Annotated in this window: 8 protein-coding genes; 7 read left to right on the plus strand and 1 reads right to left on the minus strand. The window is 44.9% G+C overall.

What is annotated here, in order from left to right; translation table 11 throughout:
• Positions 1-288: 288 nt before the first annotated feature.
• Positions 289-1,854: an ATP-binding protein gene (locus tag KUA48_RS14550; protein ID WP_218432907.1), complete on the minus strand. Its 1,566-nt coding sequence runs from the start codon at positions 1,852-1,854 to the stop codon at positions 289-291.
• Between the two features lie 450 nt (positions 1,855-2,304).
• Here KUA48_RS14550 and KUA48_RS14555 point away from each other — a divergent pair, with 450 nt between their 5' ends.
• The 7 genes from KUA48_RS14555 (at position 2,305) to KUA48_RS14585 (ending at position 20,388) form a co-directional block, all read left to right on the plus strand.
• Positions 2,305-5,706, plus strand: coding sequence for an Ig-like domain-containing protein (locus KUA48_RS14555; RefSeq protein ID WP_218432910.1), 3,402 nt, complete (start codon positions 2,305-2,307; stop codon positions 5,704-5,706).
• 421 nt (positions 5,707-6,127) lie between these two features.
• On the plus strand, positions 6,128-9,376 hold the full coding sequence (locus KUA48_RS14560; protein ID WP_218432911.1) for a TonB-dependent receptor: 3,249 nt from the start codon (positions 6,128-6,130) through the stop codon (positions 9,374-9,376).
• 20 nt (positions 9,377-9,396) lie between these two features.
• Positions 9,397-11,340: a RagB/SusD family nutrient uptake outer membrane protein gene (locus KUA48_RS14565; protein ID WP_218432913.1), complete on the plus strand. Its 1,944-nt coding sequence runs from the start codon at positions 9,397-9,399 to the stop codon at positions 11,338-11,340.
• 28 nt (positions 11,341-11,368) lie between these two features.
• Positions 11,369-13,060 carry a DUF5123 domain-containing protein gene (locus tag KUA48_RS14570; RefSeq protein WP_215651986.1) on the plus strand — a complete coding sequence of 564 codons (1,692 nt, stop codon included), beginning with the start codon at positions 11,369-11,371 and terminating at the stop codon, positions 13,058-13,060.
• A gap of 220 nt (positions 13,061-13,280) precedes the next feature.
• Entirely contained in the window at positions 13,281-14,297 is a 1,017-nt protein-coding gene (locus tag KUA48_RS14575) for a type IV toxin-antitoxin system AbiEi family antitoxin (RefSeq protein ID WP_256624453.1), read from the plus strand.
• A 1,057-nt stretch (positions 14,298-15,354) separates the two neighbouring features.
• A complete protein-coding gene (locus KUA48_RS14580; protein ID WP_218432915.1) occupies positions 15,355-18,630 on the plus strand; it encodes a TonB-dependent receptor in 3,276 nt (1,091 codons plus the stop codon).
• Between the two features lie 48 nt (positions 18,631-18,678).
• Positions 18,679-20,388 (plus strand): RagB/SusD family nutrient uptake outer membrane protein, encoded by a 1,710-nt coding sequence (locus KUA48_RS14585; protein ID WP_218432917.1) that lies wholly within the window; start codon positions 18,679-18,681, stop codon positions 20,386-20,388.
• The last annotated feature ends 148 nt before the right edge of the window (positions 20,389-20,536 follow it).

Raw genomic sequence — 20,536 nt, forward strand, 5'->3', positions numbered from 1 at the left:
CCAACCATTCCGAATAGCTATAGGACTTTGATTTGTGTGGCAATCTCATCCATGGTTAAATGCCTTATATGAAGTTTCTCTACGTTAGGTCAGATGTTTGCCGCCAGCTTCTTTCAGATTCCACCTCGCAGTGGACACCCTTGCTATTGGCTATACAATCCCGCTATTAGGGCTTGTTAGGGACTTGCACCCATTAGAATAAGCTCATGCCGAGCATACAACCAAACGGGCTGAAGAGACAGCTGCCCCTTCAGCCCGTTGCAGAACTATATACTAAAGTACAGTATTTTATCCTTCCTTTATCTTCCAATCACTAATTGTCCGCTGATTACTATCGTAATTAACACCAATTTTGAACAAGCGTTTACCATCAGCAGAATATGGAATCAGATATCCCTTTTCATCTATCTGTTTGATTGCTTCTTCGGCAGAACCATCATACTTCAATTCGAAAACAAATACAGCATCAGGCATATATACCACTGCATCAGCCCTGCCTATTGCACTATCCTCCTCTACCCTCATATGGGCGCCCATCAGGTTGAAGATAAGATAGAACACCGTCTGAAAATCCCGTTCGTTCTTATTGCTCAAACGGTTGGAGATGCTGGCAAGATATGCTTTCAATCGAATCATTGCTCCCTCTACATCTCCATCATAAAGCATTTCCAGGAAATCACCCACCAGGCTGTTATTATCCAAAGATATTGGTGAAAGATAGTTAGGTGCAAGACTCTTGAGCATACCAATCTTTACCTCCCTGTTAGGATATTCCAAAGTATAACGATGCAACATCGGATTATACTTCTTGATGGTGAGATAACCGCTCTGATAGAGCAACGGAAGCGCAGAAGTCATCATTTCCGGCGAAACATCAAAGTCATCCACATCACATGATTTCTTCTCAATATCCATCACATTGACGTGATACTTCTGCAATGTCTTAATAAGATAAGACGGAGTACCCGAGTCAAACCAGTAAGGAGCAATATCCCGTGCATTCAGTGCCTTTACCAGGCTGAACGGATTGAAAACATCTTCAGATTTCTTACTGAAATGATAGCCGTCGTAGAATCTTGTCAGCTCTGCCAGGCACTCCTCATACGTCATACCTAGGTCTTCTCCCAAAGCCTCAATATCCGGTTTCATCTGCGTGATAAGCTCCGTCTTGCTGATACCGCAGATGGCGGAGTACTGGTCGAACATGCTGATATTGTCGAGGTTATTCTGCTCGCTGAAGATGCTGAGCTGCGAAAACTTGGTGATACCCGTGATGAAGGTAAACTCCAGGTATGGGTCGAGCTTTTTCAGAGGACTGTAGAAGTTCTGCATGATGCGGCGGAGGGGCTGCAGGTTCTCCTTCTCATGTACCACATCCAACAATGGGGCATCATATTCATCGATGATGACAACCGCCTTTTCGCCCGTTTGCTCATAAGCACGCTTTACGATACCATCCAGTCTTTCATTAGGATAATTTTCACCTTCTCCCTTACCGTATAGCTTTTCATAGGGCAAAAGCTGCAGATTCAGATAACTGTTCAAGGCATCAGCATCAAAGTGCTTGGCACCGCTCATATCAAAATGAAGCACAGGATGCTTCACCCAATCCTTCTCATAATCAGCTATTGCCAATCCCTCGAAGAGTTCCTTTCTACCCTCGAAATAAGCTTGAAGAGTAGAGGCAAAGAGCGACTTTCCGAATCGTCTTGGACGACTCAGAAAGACATACGACATCTGCTTTTCTCTGAAATCCACGATATATTGGGTCTTATCTACATAGAGATAACCTTTCTCACGGAGTTTTTCGAATGTCTGTATCCCCACAGGGTATTTATTTACTATTTTTGCCATAATCTTACAAACTTTACGTTTTGCGCGGCTAAATTACAAAGAAAATCTGAATTAACCAAAGAAAAAATCAAATAACTTAACTTTCACTTATCAAGAAATGAAAGGAGATAAGGAAGTACTGTAAAGATAGCAAGTATTGCCCCACACGCCCTGGGCTAGGAGCTTTTGGACCTTCAGCCCGTTCTTGAACCACTTGCGAAAGTTCTGTGATTTATTATTATAATTTGGTTTAAAATTCGTTTGTTTACGCCTGCAAAAGTACGACTTAATTCTCATTTGGCAAAAGGAAAGAGAGATAAAAAGACGGAAATGTACGAAAACGATTGCGTAGCTTTTACAACAAAATTGAAACAAAAAGTTCTTAAATAGAAATAATAAGTGTATTTTTGCACCAACAAACTTAATTATGTAAACAATAAAATAAAGTATAACAACCTAAAAGGCAAACAAATGAAAAGAAATCTACTCAGATTGGGGCTCTCACTCATAGCCCTGTTTGTTATGGTAGTAGCAAATGCGCAAACCTACCAGAACGAAGAAGCTAGTGTTTCATGGCCGTTTAATGACGCCAACTACGCTACGCAGTACACAAAATCACCAGAAAAAGGTTTTAGTCTGGTTTCCGTAAACACTGGTGACTTGAAGTATGTTGCCAAGACATCAACGAAAACACTGGATAAAAACGGCAGCCCGATGGTCATGGCAGGTTTCAGTCCTGTTGGTTCAACAAAAGCCGTAGAATGGACCGTTAAACCAAGCAAGGGGCTTACATTCACCCCAACATCTATCAGCACCTATGTAAACCGATTCGGTACAGATGCAGAAAATGGAGTAACCGTAACCGCCAAACTCAGCGACGGAACTTCGGTAGATTTGGGCAATTTCACTGCATTAAGAGAGAACAAGACAACAGAGACTGACAAGTTTTCGAAAAATGAAAACCTGACCAACCACATCGTCATCCAGCTCACTGCCGACCAGCAAGCCAAACTGACATCAGCTGAAGGCTTCACGCTGAGCTGCACCGTTGGCGTTGGCTCTACTAAGCAGCAAGGCTTTGCCGATGTACACATCAATGGTCTTCTGAACGGAACCATTGAAAAGGTTGCACAGTATACTCTGTCAGCTGTTGTATCAAATGCAGGAGCAGGAACCATCAAAGTATCTCCTTCTGGTACAGTATTTGACGCAGAAACACAAATCACCGTAACTGCGACAAAAAATTTCGGCTACAAATTTGTCAATTGGACAGATGCCAATAATAAGGTAGTATCTACAGATGAAGAATATACCTTCTCTATCTCTGCCAACACAGCATTGAAGGCAAACTTTGAGAAGATAAACACCTACGCTTTGGATTACATGGTAGAAGGTGGTGCAAAAGACTATATGGTAAGCGCAACTCCTGCCCCAACCGTTGTTAACGGAAAGAATATGTATGAAGAGGGAACAGAAGTAACCCTCACAGCCAGCAGCAACGACATCCTCACCTTTACCAACTGGAATGATGGTGAAACAGGAGCAGAACGCAAAATAAAGATGAATGTCGACCAATCATACACTGCTGCATATTCTGCAAAAGACTTCATCGCAGGCTGGGACTTCTATAAGTCAGCAAGAGAAGGTCGTACAGCAGACTTCGCTGCAGCAGACAACGATGTAGACCAGCTCATCCTGCGCGATGCAGACGGAAATACATACGCATGGCTCGACAAGAGCAACAGTGCTGGCGGCTACGAAGGAAAGAATGCAGCTGTAAACTGGACCTCCAAGAAAACCAAGGCACTGGGCGAAACCTATTGGCAGACCAAGGTCAACGCAACAGCCTTCACCGATATCAAGGTAAAGAGCAGTATGCTCTACAATTATAATGCATACGAAACATATAATGTGGAATACTCTCTCAACGGCACCGACTGGACCAAGGTAGGCGCCATCAAGATGCCAGGAACCAAAACCTGGACCGATGGCGAGTTCACTCTCCCAGCCGATGCAAACAACAAGGCAGAAGTATACATCCGCTGGATTGCCGACAAGACTTCTTCCATCAAGGGAGCAACAGGCGACAACGACGGAATCGCTATCACAAATATCTACATCACAGGTACTGCCCAGCTCGTTAACGACGGCAAGGCCCCTGTACTCGTAAGCACCATACCAGCAGAAGGCGCAACCAACGCATCTGCCAACGGCAAGATTGTACTGACTTTTGATGAGAAGGTAAAACTCACCGACAACGCTGCAGCCACTCTCGGAACAGCAAAGATAGAAGGAACTGTATCAGGCAAGACCATCACCTTCGCATACAAAGGCTTGAACTACGCTACAGCTTATACCTTCACACTCGCTGCAGGTTCGGTAGCCGATTTGACAGACAATGCCACAGACCAGGCAATTGTTCTGAACTTCACTACCAAGACCAAGCCAGCAGTAACCAAAGCCCTCTACGACTTCATCGTACCAACCGACGGAGACTTCAAGGCAGCACTTGATGCAGCAGCCAAGCGTACAGATACTAGCAAGCGTTTCCGCATCTTCATCAAGCAGGGCGACTACAAGATTCCTGCTGACGAGAAGAGTAAGGTAACAGGTAGCGACGGCAAGAGTTATGCTAACCCAACCACCTATATGAATACGCCAAACGTATCAATCATTGGTGAAAGCATGGACAACACCTCACTGACCAACACCATTCCAAACTCAGGCCAATCAGCCAACGTATTGGAAGGTATCGGCAAGGGTGACGTACTCTGCTTGCAGAAGGGAGCAACAAACACCTATTTCCAGGATCTGAAGATGTACAGCAGTATGGGTGATGCCAAAGGTCGCGACATCGTACTCAACGACCAGAGCAACAAGACCATCTGTAAGAACGTAAACCTCTGGGCTTACCAGGACACCTACGTATCAAACAACCAGAACGGTAAATTCTACTTCGAAGACGGAATCCTTCGTGGTCGTACCGACTACCTTTGCGGTAAGGGTGACGTATATTATAATAATGTAGAACTCTGGATTTGCGAAAAGGGAGGATACCTCGCCGTTCCTTCTCAACCAAAGAAGTATGGCTACATCTTCAAAGACTGTACCATCAAGGATGCTACTGAGGCAAAAGACCTGAATGGTAACTACACCTTAGGTCGTCCATGGGGCAAGGGAACACCTATCGCGCTCTACATTGACACCAAGATGGAAGCCATCCCGTCAGCTGCAGGATGGAACGAGATGAGTGGCGGATACCCTAAGCGTTTCGCTGAGTACAACTCATACACATCAACAGGAAGCATAGTAGACCTCAAGGACAGAAAGAAAGTTTATGATGCCTACGACTCAAAGAATGGTGACAATTATGTAAACCGTCGTAATGAAACAGCAGGAGACCCTATCCTCACAGCAGAGGAAGCTGCAACCTACACCATTGAAACAGTAATGGGTCAGGATGATGACTGGGATCCTACAGCAGCTACCGAACAGGCTTCAGCTCCAACCAACGTAAAGTTGAACGGCACAACCCTCGCTTGGGACAATAACGACTACGCGCTTCTCTGGGCAGTATGCAAGAACGGCAAGGTAGTAGACTTCACCATCACTCCTAGCTATATCGTTGATGACGCCTCTGCAACATGGAGCGTACGTGCAGCCAACGAGATGGGCGGTTTGAGCGAAGCTACAGTTGTTGGTCAGGGCACCGGCATCCACAACATCGCCTCAGCTACAGATGCAGCAGTCATCAAGACCACCATCTTCGCAGCCGACGGCACACAGCTTTCAAATCTTCAGAAGGGTATCAACATCGTAGTTAAGACCCTGGCAGATGGCAGCAAGAAGACAAGCAAGGTTATCGTAAAGTAAAGAAACAGAGACCATAAGTAATTAGATTGACAGATAACTTTCGGAGTGCAATATCCCCATTCTCTTTCAGAAGGGTGCCGGATATTGCACTTTTTTTGTTCCCTCTGCTTCTGAAACAGCAGAAACGGGAACTGAGAAAACAGACCGTCGAAATGTAAAAAACAGAGTATTTACGCAAAAATCTGTAAACGTTTACGTATTTTTTTACCCCCAATATACCTATATTCTCATATTTTTTATATACTTTTGCAACAAGAAAACCAAGACTTAGCTATTGCTACGCATCCAGGTTGCCCCCACCGGAGCCTTCGGGTTCCAAGAGGAACATCCCTTCAGCAAGCATCTGCTCAGAACTGGGATTCTACTTAAAAACATTAGAAAATTAGTAATTTAGAATAAGTTTTATCTAAACCTAAAGTGTATGTCTGGTAATTTTAGAAAAAAGAAAATTGCTTTGGCGGGCGCACTGATGTTCGTAGTAACAAGTGTATCTGCACAAACAGTAAAAGGCGTTGTTACTGACAATACGGGCGAGCCAATCATCGGCGCATCTGTCATGGAGGTAGGTGTAGCTGGCAATGGTGGCGTGACCGACATTGATGGTAACTTCACAGTAAACTTAAAAGGCAAGAGCAAGAAACTGAAGATTTCATACATTGGTATGAAAGCTAAGGAAGTAAGCGTTGCAGGTAAAGAATCAATCGATGTAAAGCTTGAGGATGACAACACCACCCTCAACGATGTCGTAGTAATCGGTTATGGTACTGTTAGAAAGAAGGACCTCACAGGTTCTGTATCTTCTATCAGTGACAAGCAGATTGCCAACATTCCTGTATCTAACGTGAGCGAGGCGATGACCGGTAAGATGGCGGGTGTAAACATCACCACCACTGAAGGTTCACCTGATGCTGACGTGAAGATTCGTGTGCGTGGTGGTGGTTCTCTTTCTCAGGACAACTCACCTCTCTACATCGTAGACGGTTTCCCAGTTAGTTCTATCAGCGACATCGCTCCTAGCGAGATTCAGAGCATCGACGTATTGAAGGATGCTTCCTCTACAGCCATCTATGGTGCCCGTGGTGCTAATGGTGTTATCATCGTAACAACCAAGAGCGGTTCTGAGGGTAAGACTCAGGTAAACTTCAATGCTTCTCTCGGCTACAAGAAAGTATCTAAGTTGGTAAAGACTATGTCTCCATACGACTATGCATACTATCAGTATGAGTTGGGTAGCACTGACTATGGTAACTACAACGACCTCGACATCTGGAAGTCTATCGAAGGACGTGACTATCAGGATGAGGTATTCGGCCGTACAGGTAACCAAAAGCAGTATAACGTGAACGTAAGCGGCGGTACCAAGGACCTGAAGTACAACATCGGTTTTTCTCACAACGACGAGAAGAGCATCATGCAGGGTTCTGGCTATGCCAAGAACAATGTAAACGCCAAGATTAATGCCAACTTGAACAAGTGGTTATCTCTCGACTTCAATGGCCGTATGGCTTTCACAAAGCTGGACGGTTTGAATGGTGGTGCTGATACCAACGAGTCAAGTGCAGCAAACTCAGTTGTTGCCAACACCGTAAGATGGAACCCGGTAGAGCCTCTCTCCGGCACATCAGACGATGATGAGGAGAACAGCACATCTACACGCCGTAACCCAACAGAGCGTATCACCGATACCTATAAGTATCAGGAACGTTTCCAGCAAAACTACAACGTTGGCTTAAACTGGAAGCCATTCAAGAATATCACATTCCGTTCTGAGTTCGGCTATGGTTGGAAGTACAACAATACCGAACAGGTTTGGGGTTCTAATGCAACTACCAACTCTAAGTATGGTTACAACGGTCAGCCACAGGCACAGTTCGTACGCTTGGAGAACAAGAACTGGCGTAACGCAAATACATTGACTTACGACAACAAGAAGCTTTTCCATGGTCGTGACCACATCAATGTATTGGTAGGTCAGGAGTGGAGCAGCAGCCAGGACGTAACCCGCACCAACACTTCTGTAGCCTTCCCTACTTCATTCACATTGAACGAGGTATTGGCAAACACAGCAGCAGGTACAGCACTTCCGAACGAAGGTAATATCAAGGCAGAGGAGAACATTCTCTCTTACTTCGGCCGTATCAACTATACACTCAACGACAAGTATCTGGCTACCATTACCGTTCGTGCCGATGGTTCCAGTAAGTTTGGCAAGGACAACCGTTGGGGTATCTTCCCATCAGCAGCCTTGGCTTGGCGTATATCTGACGAGGAGTTCCTGAAGGGTGCTTCCAGCTGGCTTTCTAACTTGAAGGCCCGTCTGAGCTTCGGTACAGCAGGTAACAACCGTATCAACTCTGGTTTGCTGACTACCACCTACTCTATGGCAGACAACACATCAAAGGCTCCATTCTTCGATGAGAACAGAGCTTCGATGCTTGAGCATGGTAAATTTCTCTATAATCCAGACTTGAAGTGGGAAACCACAGTGACCCGTAACTTCGGTATCGACTACGGTTTCTTCAATGGTCGCCTCAGCGGTACATTGGACTTCTACTGGAATACCACCAAGAACCTCTTGATGCAAAGTATCGTTCCAGCCAACACAGGTTACTCTTACCAGTTCCAGAACTTCGGTAAGACCTCTAACAAGGGTGTTGAGTTGGCGCTCAATGCCGTAATCGTGGACAAGAAGAACTTCGGCTTGAACTTCAACTTCAACGTATCTTATAACAAGAACAAGATTGATGAGTTGAACATGGAGAACCCATGGCAGAGTTCTAACTGGAGTGGTTCTACCATCGCCAAGTATGAAGACTTCCGTGTAGAGCAAGGCGGTCGCCTCGGTGAGCTTTGGGGCTACAAGAGCAATGGTTTCTACACTGTATTTGATGCCGCAACAGGCAAGGGAGACTTGGTATTGAAGGAAAACGGAACCTGGGCACTGGCAGAAGGCGTAAAGGACAACAGCTACAAGCTCTTCGGCGGTAACCTCTATCCAGGCGTTGCCAAGGTAGAAGTTGACGAGAATGGTGAAGCAGTGAAGCAGCGCCTGGGTAACACCGTACCTACCACAACGGGTGGTTTCGGTTTCGACGGTCACGTTGGTAACTTCGACTTCAACCTGTTCTTCAATTACTCATTGGGCAACAAGCTGGTGAACGGTACCAAGCTTGCCAACTCCTTCTATGCAGGTTCAGCCAAGAACTACAACCTGGTGGATGACTTCAAGGTAGGCAACCGCTATACCTGGATTGACCCAGCCAACGGTAACAACATCGGTCGCCCATCAGCTAGCCTCATCACAGAATATGGTGGTGTAGAAAAGGTGATGAACCGCTTGAACGAGATTAATGCCAACGCCAATATCTACAATCCAGCAGGCGTATCAACCATGCAGCTCATCAGCTATGCTGTAGAAGATGCATCATTCCTGCGTCTGCAGAACGTAACAGTGGGTTACACCTTGCCAAAGAAGTGGGTAAACAAGTGCTATATGCAGAACGTACGCATCTACTTCACAGGTTACAACCTGCTTTGCTTCACCAACTACTCAGGCTACGATCCAGAGGTTGATACAAGTTCTAAGAAGAACCCAATGACCCCAGGTATCGACTATGCAGCTTATCCAAAGAGCCGCACCTTCGTAGGTGGTATTAACGTTACATTCTAAAACTTTATAAGATAATAACAATGAACAAGATATTATATGCATTTGCATTGGCAGGCGTATTAGGATTGTCTTCATGCTCCGATTTTCTGGATCAGACCTCTCCATCAGAGATGACAGCTGAGAATACCTACGCCTCACCTTATTATACCAATCTTCGCGTCAATAAGCTCTATGGCGGAATGGCACAGGACCGTACCTACGCACAGGACCTGTCTATTGTATGGAACCTGAACAGCGACTGCGAATTGATTGACGGTCTTGGCAGCAATGCTACAAACACCTCAAGTGAACGTGGTAACATGAACTATAACATGGACCCGGGATGGAGCAAGATCAGCGGCGTATGGGATGCTGAGTATGGTATCATCGAGGATGCCAACCAGATTATCGAGGGTATCCGCAGCAGCGCAACTCTCACTGCCGGTGGTGCTAACCAGAAGTCTATGGAACGTAGCCTCGGCGAGGCACTCACCATCCGCGCCATGGTTTACTTTGACCTGGTTCGTATTTTCGGTGATATTCCTTTCAAGGTTGAAGCATCAAAGTCTGACTTGAGCAACGCTTACCTGGAGAAGACCGACCGCGACGTGATTATGGATTCCCTGATGAACGACCTGGATGAGGCTATCAAATACTTGCCATGGGCAGACCAGGCAACAGGCTATACCACAGAGCGAACAACCAAGGGTTATGCTCACGCTCTCCTGGCACAGATTGCCATGACACGCGCCGGCTACGCCATCCGTGAGAAGTCAAAGGACGGATATGAGACAGCATCTTACAGCGATGCTACTTATCCAACACAGCGCCCTGGTGCAGCAGACCGCAAGGCTCTCTACGAGCGTGCCCTGAAGCACTGGTCTGCTATCATCAACGACAATACTCACAATCTCAACCCATCTTTCGAGAACGAGTGGTACTTGATTAACCAACTCTCTCTCGACAAGACTTACCACGAGAACCTCTTCGAGATTCCTTTCGGTGAGAACGTAACTGGTGAGTTGGGTTACACTGTAGGTGTCCGCCTGAGTGGTGTTACAACAGAATATGGCTATGGCAACTCATCTGGTAAAATGAAGGTTACAGCTCCTCTGCTCTATTCCTACGACAAGAAGGATACACGCCGTGACATCACTTGCGCTAACTTCGAAATCAAGCAGGACGGCAGCAATACTGTTGAGAGCATGCTGAAGAATGCTCCTTTCGGTATGTATGTAGGTAAGTGGGATGCCCGCAAGATGAACAATACTTGGTTGCAGAACAACCTGAAGGCAACAGCTAAGCACACTACAGGTATCAATCCAGTGAAGATGCGCTATGCTCAGGTATTGCTCTACTATGCTGAGTGTATGAACGAATTGGCAGGTAATCCAGATGCTAACTACGAGGGTTCTGCCAATGGTATGACTGCCCGCCAGGCTTTGGAAGCTGTACATACCCGTGCCTTCAACAAGGCTGACAAGGACGAGGCAAAGGCATACATAAACAATATCCCTTCTGACAAGGACGCATTCTTCAATGCTCTCGTTCAGGAGAATATGTGGGAGTTTGCAGGTGAAGGTATCCGCAAGTACGACTTGATCCGCTGGAACCTCTTGGTAGAAAAAATCAACGAGTTCAAGCAGACTTATCTGAATGAGCTTGCAGATGGTACTTACCAGGAGACCATTTACTTCAACTATCTGGATGAGAAGAAGACAAAGATTGACTTCTCTAGCGTAACATGGTATGGTATTCCTGACGGAAAGACACCTGCTGACTACGCTGGCAGCATCGACTCATTCGGCGCAGCTAAGTTGGATTCTGGTTCAGATACACAGGTTGACGTAAACCTGCCATCTATCAGCAGCGGTTTGGTTGGCGATAACGTAGCAGTGAAGAACCGCTATCTCATGCCAATCGCTTCTACAACCATCTCTGCAACCAACGGTAAGATTCACAACTCTTATGGTTATGCAGACTAATTCATCTTTAATCAAAAAAGAAAAGAAAATGAAGAGCATTAAAAACATATTGGGCACAGCATCTATGATAGCATTGACTCTGTCGGCTACATCTTGTACCGATGGCAATGACTGGGACGTAGATGGCAGCCTGTCAAGATTGTTCGGTCTCAACGGTGACAAAATCACCGTTGAAACTGCCGAAACATCAGCTACGGTTACATTCTCTGCCTTCACATCAAAAACAGTTCCTTCACCAGAGTACTATGTATTCGAGGTAAGCAAGGATTCTCTTTACGAAGGTGTTGAGAATGCTAACATCATCAAGTTCGGAGAAGATAAGACCTTGACTTCTTCTCCAGTAGTTCTCTCTGGTCTCGATGGCGACAGCAAGTACTACATGCGTGTAAAGGCTATGTCTTCTACTGTTAATGAGTCTAAATGGGTTTACTACAAGGATGGTTCATCTTTCAAGACAAAGGCAGAGCAAATCTTCAACAATGTAGAGGCAACCGACCTCTTCGAGGATCACGTGAACTTGAGCTGGACTCCAGGTGCTGATGTTACTCACATCACTTATGCTAACGCTAACGATGCAGAGAACATCCAGACTATCAATTTGACAGATGAGGAAAAGGCAGCTGGTAAATATACTCTTGCTGGCTTACAGCCAACAAGCACTTATACCATCACTATCTATAAGAATGACGTAAAGCGCGGCCAGTTGCAGATTACAACTCCTGCAGCCATGCCAGCAGCTGACTATAAGTATTCTCTTGCCAGCGATGTAACAGTCATCTCACAGACGCTCATCGATGAGATAGCTGAACAGGCTAAGGCTAAGGCAGGCAACGCGACAAACTATAGCGCAACCATCGGTATCCCAGCCGGTGCCAAGGTAGCTCTCTACGGCACAAATGATTCAGACGGTGGCAAGACCAACGTAACCATCCCAGACGGAATGTCTGTTACATTCTTCGGTTTGGCAGGAGGCGAGACGCCAACCATCACCCTCGACAAGAACTTCGATGTTGCAGGTTCTCATGCATTCATCAAGTTCCAAAACGTGAAATTGGAAGAGAATGGTGCTAGCTACTTCATCAACCAGAGCAAGGCTTGTACCGTAAGCGAGTTCACTTTGGAGGATTGCGAGGTTAGCAATATCAAAAATTCATTCTTCCGTCTCCAGGGAAGTGATGCTAAGTCTATCAGCAAACTTACCTTGAAGAATAGTATCTTCACCAAACTCTGTGCAGGTTATGGTTTCATCCACATTGATGCAAAAAGCGGTGCAGGTCATCTCGACAACGTAAAGATTGACGGCTGTACATTCAACAGCATCTGTGTAACGGGTAAGGTATTCATCTACAGCAATAATACAGATATGCAGGATATCACCATCAAGAACAGCACATTCTACAACTGTAATGGTAACGGTCAGTTCTTCGTTGACTTCGGCAAAGATGCCAAATTTGGACCAAACACATTCACAATTGAAAGCTGTATCTTCGGTAAGAGCGCAGATGAGAAAACCGACAAAAACATCAGAAGCAAGACTCCAGCTACTGTAGCCAACAGCTTCAGAACAACAGACTTCTTCAAGGTGATTAAGGGCGTAAATGATACAGAATTCAGCTCTGAGCAGTTATTCACTGACCCAGCCAATGGCAACTTCACCATCAAGGCTGGTACTTTGAAAGAAAAGGCTGGTGACCCACGCTGGTATGTAGTAGAGGATTAATCCATAAGGATTAACATCTAATATAAATTTAAGAAAAGTGCAATGCTTATATGGAGCATTGCACTTTTTTATTCTGTTTAATCATGACACTATGTTAAATAGTATTGAACAACATAAAATATTGAACAAAAAGTTCGTTCGTTTAAGTTTTGTTCATTATCTTTTTGCAGTGTTCAATAAAATTGAACATAACTGATATGTTGAACAAATAATAAAAATAATGGCAAACAATAATATAATAAAACAAGCATTGGATGCTCTAAAAGCAAGCCTTCCTATGGATGATGTCATGTCGACAACAGCCATTAAAGAGAAGTGTGTCAATGATAATGATACCATTGTTAAGATAATGAATGTAGATTTTGTGTGCTTTGTTAAAGAAAACATAACCAAGACTTCATTAAATCCTACATTAGCAACGATGCAAGCTATGAACAATGACAAGCAGCAAATCTTGCTAGTTACACAATATGTCACACCGCAGGTATCAACAGAACTGGCAAGCAAAGGCATTAACTATCTTGACTGTGCAGGAAACTGCCTTGTAAGATACATGAAAAGGGGAAATTTAATTTTCCAAATATCCAATCAAGGCAGGAAAAATACAGAACCACAGGTTAAGACATATCCCGTATTTCAAGATGCTGGATTGAAAGTCGTATTTTATCTGTTGCAAAATGCAGACAATGTAAAGAAGCCTTATCGAGAAATAAAAGAGCAGATTGGTGTATCTTTAGGCAGCGTGAAAAACGTCTTGGACGAACTTGCAAGACGTGGTTTTGTCTGTGATACACGAAATGGTCGTGCTATTAAAGACAAAAAGAAACTGCTTGACTTATGGGTTAGCAATTACAATGAAGTTTTGAAGCCCAAGCTATTAGTAGGTACAATGGCATTTAGAACAGACGCGAAAAGGAACGAGTGGAAAAATATAGAATTACCACAAGGAATGGTATGGGGAGGAGAACCTGCTGCCAACTTAATAGATGGCTACTTACAACCAGGAAGTTTCGACATATACACGGAATTACCAGCTGCACATCTGATGCGAACTGGGGCTGTCAAGCAAGATGTAAATGGTGAAATTCATCTATACAACAAATTCTGGAATTGGGAAACAGACAACAGGACTATTCCTGCAATATTAATCTATGCAGACTTGATGGGTAGTGGCAACTGTCGCTGCTTAGAGGCTGCGCAACGCATATTAAAGAATGAGCTTAAAGATTTCGAGTGAAAAAATAAACAATCCATTCCTTGTGGATTTATTGGAGAAGCTTACAGACAGCTTCCGAAAAATGAATCATGACTTCTTTATCATAGGAGAAAACGCAAGCCCACTAGGCGTAAAAAGAACGCCTGGCGGGCTTGCGTTTATGGTTGTACAACTTAATGGGTTATGGTTGTACAACTGAAAGGAGTATGGTCGTACAACTAAAGGGTGTATGGTTGTACAACTAAAGGGTGTATGGTTGTACGACTAAAGGGTGTATGGTTGTACGACTATAAGGGTTGTAGTTGTACGATTAAAAGGTGTTGTCACTAGGCTCAGCAGACCTGCCGACTGCAGTCGGCAGAGCTGCTGACTGCAGTCGGCAGGTCTGCTGAGCCTAGTGGCAACCTTCGAGAAGCAGTCTCTTTCAACTCGAAAAGTAGTCTCTTTCAACTCAAAGAGACGTTTCCTTAAACCCAAAGAAACGTCTCCTTGAACCCAAAGAAACGTCTCCTTTTGCTAATTTAATCACATTCTTTCGTATGAACTTGCGCTATGAAGTATTACCACGCCCCTATGGTAAGCGGATCCGCTTACCTAGGGCTGCTGAAATTACGTCACGACGTAGCATCTGATGCGTCACGACGTAGCAATCGGCGCGTCGCGACGCAGCGAGAGATACGTCGCGACGTAATTCCGGCTACCTCCTGCTCACATCAAGTAAGCCTCATTTGAGCTTCAAATAAGCCTCTTTAACCGTTCAAGTAAGCCTCACTTGAACTTCAAATAAACCTCAGTTAAACGTTACGTAAGGCTCACTTGCAAGCCTGAATTACACAATTAAAGGCAATATTGTAGAAGAAACACTAGTGAAAACGTTTACGTTAGATTTTTCAATTATTTTGTTCGTTGTGTGAGATTTTTCACTACTTTTGTAGCAGAAATCAAAAGATTATTATCAAAAATCTAAGATTTCTTATGATCTATTGAGAATCAAACACGACTACAACTAATCGCAAATAAGTTCAATTAGACCAAAACTTAACAAGATATAATAATAACCTACAAAACAAACATCGTTATGTATCAACAACTGAAACGTGCCAGCATGGCACTGACCTTGAGTTCGGTTTGTTTCCTCGCTTTTGCGCAGAAAACAATCCAAGGTACCGTTAAGGATGCTAATGGCGACCCAATGATTGGTGTAACCATTACTGACCAGAATGGCAAGGCAGGTGGCATCACCGACCTTGACGGTAAGTTTACCATTCAGAACGCAGACCCTAATGCGGTCTTGACTTTCAGCTACATCGGCTGCAAGCCTAAGAAAGTAAAAGTAGGAAGTCAGAAAACATGGAACATCGTACTTGAAGATGACAATGCAGCCCTTGACGAGGTCGTTGTCGTTGGTTATGGTACTATGCGTAAACGCGACGTAACTGGTTCTATCGCATCTGTCAACTCAGAAAAGATTGCCGCTCGTGGTACTACCAATCTTGCAGAGTCTCTGCAGGGTTCTGTTCCTGGTGTCAACATCACCCAGTCTGGTAGCCGCGCAGGTGCAGGCTTCAATATCCAGGTTCGTGGACAGGCTTCCATCAACAAGCAGGCACAGCCATTGTATGTTATTGATGGTGTGGTTTGCGACAACATGGACTTTCTCAACCCTGATGATATCGACCGCATCGACGTATTGAAGGATGCATCTTCTACCGCCATCTATGGTTCCCGTGCTTCTGCCGGTGTCATCATGATTACCACCAAGGGAAGCAAGGGTGCAGACAAGGCACAGAAGGCTACCATCTCTTATGACGGATATTACGGTATCAAGAAGCTTGCCCGCATGCCAGAAATGATGGGTGCCAATGAATTCATGGATTACCGTTTTGCCAGATACACCATGCTCGACGGAAAGAGCTACGATGGTTCAAGCCGCAAGGGTGTTGATGCCGAAGGACATCCACACTACATCATCAAGGATACCGACTTGAATTCAGCCTTCCTGACCCGCAAGGGAGGAACCAGCTACAAGGATTCAAAGCTTTACGAACTGATGATGGATCCAAGTTTTGACGGTTACGACTGGAAGAAGATGGTGACCCGCACTGCAGCTCAGCAGAACCACTTCATCAGCGCTGCCGGCGCTACAGATAAGGTAAACTACCGTGTAGGTATGGGTTACCAGGGCGAGGAGAACGTATTCAAAGGCAACGACTATGAGCGTTTCAACCTGAAGGGTGCCATGGATGCCAAGCTCAACAAATTCTTTGATGCTGGTTTCTCTGTCAACTTGTCTATGAGTAAGACTGAAGATGTTTGCACGGATGGAACTTTTTCACCATACGTGAATGCCTTCTATTTCAACCCATTCGTATCTCCTACAGATGCAGATGGCAATCTGATTCCTAACCCGGGCGCCAAGGCTGCCTTTGGTTCAGATGCTCAGTTTACCTCGACATACAACCCATTGATTGACCTCTATGATGGTAATTATACCAATGAGACCAAGAAATACACCATGATGGGTAACTTGTATCTGCGTGCCAATATTATGAAGGGATTGAAGTTTACTACAACCTTCTCTCCAAACTATTCTCACAAGCGCCAGGGCATCTTCTATGCTACAGGTATCAACGAAGGTAACGATGTAGGTTCTACCTATTATCAGAAGAACAAGACCAACTTTGCATCTGTTGCAAACACCAGCCGGATGGATTGGACCTGGGATAACCAAATAGACTATAACTTGACTTTTGGTGACCACAACATTGGTGCCATGGCCCTCTTCTCACTCTACAAGAGCAATACAGAGTATCAATACGAAGAGGCTAAGGGTATCGCCAACGATCATACTACATTCCACAATCTGGGTTCAGCTAGCGGTGATAAGAATCTCTCCAGCAAATACAATGAGTCATCACTGGAGTCATTTGCCTTCCGTGCCAACTACTCTTACAAGGGAAGATATATGGCCACAGCTACACTCCGTACCGATGGCAGCTCCCGTTTTGCCGATGGCAACCGCTGGGGATGGTTCCCATCTGTAGCCGCAGCATGGCGCATCTCTGATGAGGCATGGATGAAGCAGTTCAGTTCTTGGCTTGACAATACCAAACTCCGTGTATCTTACGGTGTTACAGGCAACAACAATGTGGGCGACTATGTAACCATCGCTTCTGCTACAGGTCCTACCTACGTAACCATCGATGGTAATGAAGTGCAGGGCTATCATCCTAACGGATTGGTGAACACAGCCCTCATTTGGGAGAAGGTGAAGGAGTTCGATCTCGGTCTCGACCTGAGTTTCCTGAAGAATCGGATCAATGTAACTGCCGACTTCTACAATCGTCTTTCTGATGGTCAGATCATGTCACGTTCAGTGCCTATCGAAACCGGTGAGAAAACTTCAACCTTCAACGTTGGTTCTGTTCAGAACAGAGGTATTGAACTCGGTTTGAACTTTAATATCATCAACAAGAAAGACTTCTCTTGGAGTGCGAACGTAAACTTTGCCCGCAACTGGAACAAGATTAAGGAGTTGAGTAATGGTAAGGTTGATGAAGTTGCCAACAACTGGTTCATCGGTGAGCCATTGAACGTACTCCGCGACTATACCCATACCGAAGTTATCACTGACAAGGGTGTAACTATGCACACTATGAATGGTGACAAGCACTATACCCTAAAGGAATTCTACGACAAGTATGGAAAGAAATACAAGTGGTATGAGGGCCAGGTAGCCGTTAATGACTGGAACGACGACGGTAAGATTGATGACAGTGATAAGCAAATTTATGGTTGCACCGATCCACGCTGGACAGGAAGCCTCTCTACCAATATCTATTTCAAGGGCTTCGACTTCTCCATCATGTTCTATACAAAGAGCGGATTCTGGTCACGCAGCTATTTCCACGAGAAGTATATGAAGTATAGCGACCGTGGTAATGCCCACATGAAGTTGGATTACTACATCCCTGCAGGAGCACCAATCATCAATCATGAGACAGGTGAGATTACAACCGCCACAGAGACCCACTACGGAAAGTATCCTTATCCAAACAACAGCGATACATCTATGGGTGGTTACTTCGGTGACAAGGGTTCAGCCAAGGGAGAAGGCTTCCAGTATCAGAAGACTTCATTCACCAAGGTTAAGAACATCACCCTGGGTTACACCTTGCCAAAGAACGTAGTAAGCAAGGCTGGAATCAGAAACCTTCGTGTTTACATGAATATCCTGAACCCATTCTGCTTCACCAACTACAAGGGCTTCGACCCTGAGTGGGCTTCACAGAGCTTGCAGAACGGTGGTCCATCATCTGTAACCTATCAGTTTGGTGTCAACTTGAAGTTCTAAGCTTCATCCCAATTAAGTTCTAAACTTCATATAAAAAAGGAAACAATTATGAAAAAGATATTATATAGCGTAGCTCTCGCTGCTTGCTGCATGGGCACCATGACCAGCTGTAGCGACTTTCTGGACGCAGAAGACAAGTCGAATGTGAGCGACAAACAAACTTTCGCTACCAAAGATGGCTTCAACACTTTGGTAAATGATGCCTATCAACGTCTGCAAAACATCTATGCAGCACCTCTGTTCACCAGCTGCTTTTCTGCAGGTACAGATATGTATACCGATGCTCGAAACAAGATGAATGAGGCATTGAACACTTACGAGACTCTGACTCCAGAAAATACGGATATCAAGAATCTCTATACTTATCTCTATTCAGGTATCCGTGCAGCTAATTCTGTATCCTACTATGCACAGAGCGCTAAGATAGATGATGCCTTGAAGAACAAGCTCGTGGGCGAGGCACGCGTGCTTGCTGCATATGAATACTATCTCCTAGTGAACAACTTTGGAGGTGTACCTATAATGAAGGATTTCCTCACTTCGGCAAAAACCGGATATCCTAAGTCTTCTTCTGAAGATGTATACGCCTATATCATCAGCGAGCTCGAAGATGTTATCAGCAAGAATGTGCTTCAGGCTTCAACAGCTACCAAGGGTGGCGGCAGAATCAGCCAGGAAACAGCCAAGGCTATCCTTGCCAAGACCTATCTCTCAGCAGCATGGGACCTCGGCAAGCAGGAATACTTTGCCAAGGCAGCTTCTCTTGCCGATGAGGTAATTGCAGGCAGAAAGTTGACAACACCATTTGCCAGCCTTTGGAAGGCAGATGGTTCTGGCGATGATAACGCAGAGTTTCTTTGGGACGTAGAATACGATTTGGCCACAGCCAACAACACAACATCGGGTGGTACAGCATGGAGCACTTACTACTGCAACTACTTAGGTGGAGCCGAAGATCCTATCAAGGCAACTTCCTCTAGCTATGTGCCAACAATCTATGCTTTGCATTGCTTTCAGAAGGGCGACCTGCGTTACGATGCTACCTTTATGAAGGAATTGCCTAATATAAACAAAGGAAATGCTACGAATACTGGCTACTGGACATGGTATAAAAATGGTGAGAGCCTAAAGGGTTATCCTGTGGTTCGTTACTATTCTGCATGGTATGAGACCGATGCCGACTTTGATTCATGGAAGGCTAAAGACCCAACAAACAGAGCGAATACCTACCGCATTCCTATGGATTCACGAACCAAGGAAGCACAGAATATGGATGGCTCCGATATAGACTACTATGACAACCAGGCGCTAGTATATGGTTCAAGTCCTTGCAAGAAATTTGATGACAGTCAGACTGCATCTAATCAAGGCAACACCTGCTATCGTGACATCCATATCATCACATTACCAGAAATGTATCTTGTAGCAGCCGAAGCATATCTGAAGGCTGGTGTTAATGATAAGGCATTGGCACGACTCAATGAGGTTCACCAGCGTGCTGGACTTCCTGCACTTACAGGAACAGTCACTATTGATGACATCCTTGATGAGAATGCCTGCGAGAACTTCGGTAATGAGGCTCGTTGGATGGATCTGCGCAGAACCCAGACCCTGGTAACACGTTGCACCAAGTATAACCATGAGATGGGAGACAAGGCTGCCCAGTATATCGGCAAGAAACTTCTTCGCCCTATCCCACAGGCTGCAATTGATGCCAACGATCAGCTGACATTAGCCGACCAAAATCCTGGTTACTAATCAAAGCCACTATGTTGATAAAAAAAACTATCAAGACATACGTTAATCATTAGGTTTAAGACCGTATCCTAGGGAGATAATTCCTAATGGATACGGTCTTTCTTTTTTATTCTATCTGGCAGGTAGTACGTAATCGTTTTCGTAGTTT

The sequence above is a fragment of the Segatella copri genome (assembly GCF_019249795.2).
In the GTDB taxonomy this organism is placed as follows: Bacteria; Bacteroidota; Bacteroidia; order Bacteroidales; family Bacteroidaceae; genus Prevotella; species Prevotella copri_B.

What these genes read in the sequence shown, in the direction of transcription:
- KUA48_RS14550 (WP_218432907.1), bottom strand. Translation starts at nt 1,854, where the DNA reads ATGGCAAAAATAGTAAATAAATACCCTGTGGGGATACAGACATTCGAA.
- KUA48_RS14555 (WP_218432910.1), top strand. Translation starts at nt 2,305, where the DNA reads ATGAAAAGAAATCTACTCAGATTGGGGCTCTCACTCATAGCCCTGTTT.
- KUA48_RS14560 (WP_218432911.1), top strand. Translation starts at nt 6,128, where the DNA reads ATGTCTGGTAATTTTAGAAAAAAGAAAATTGCTTTGGCGGGCGCACTG.
- KUA48_RS14565 (WP_218432913.1), top strand. Translation starts at nt 9,397, where the DNA reads ATGAACAAGATATTATATGCATTTGCATTGGCAGGCGTATTAGGATTG.
- KUA48_RS14570 (WP_215651986.1), top strand. Translation starts at nt 11,369, where the DNA reads ATGAAGAGCATTAAAAACATATTGGGCACAGCATCTATGATAGCATTG.
- KUA48_RS14575 (WP_256624453.1), top strand. Translation starts at nt 13,281, where the DNA reads ATGGCAAACAATAATATAATAAAACAAGCATTGGATGCTCTAAAAGCA.
- KUA48_RS14580 (WP_218432915.1), top strand. Translation starts at nt 15,355, where the DNA reads ATGTATCAACAACTGAAACGTGCCAGCATGGCACTGACCTTGAGTTCG.
- KUA48_RS14585 (WP_218432917.1), top strand. Translation starts at nt 18,679, where the DNA reads ATGAAAAAGATATTATATAGCGTAGCTCTCGCTGCTTGCTGCATGGGC.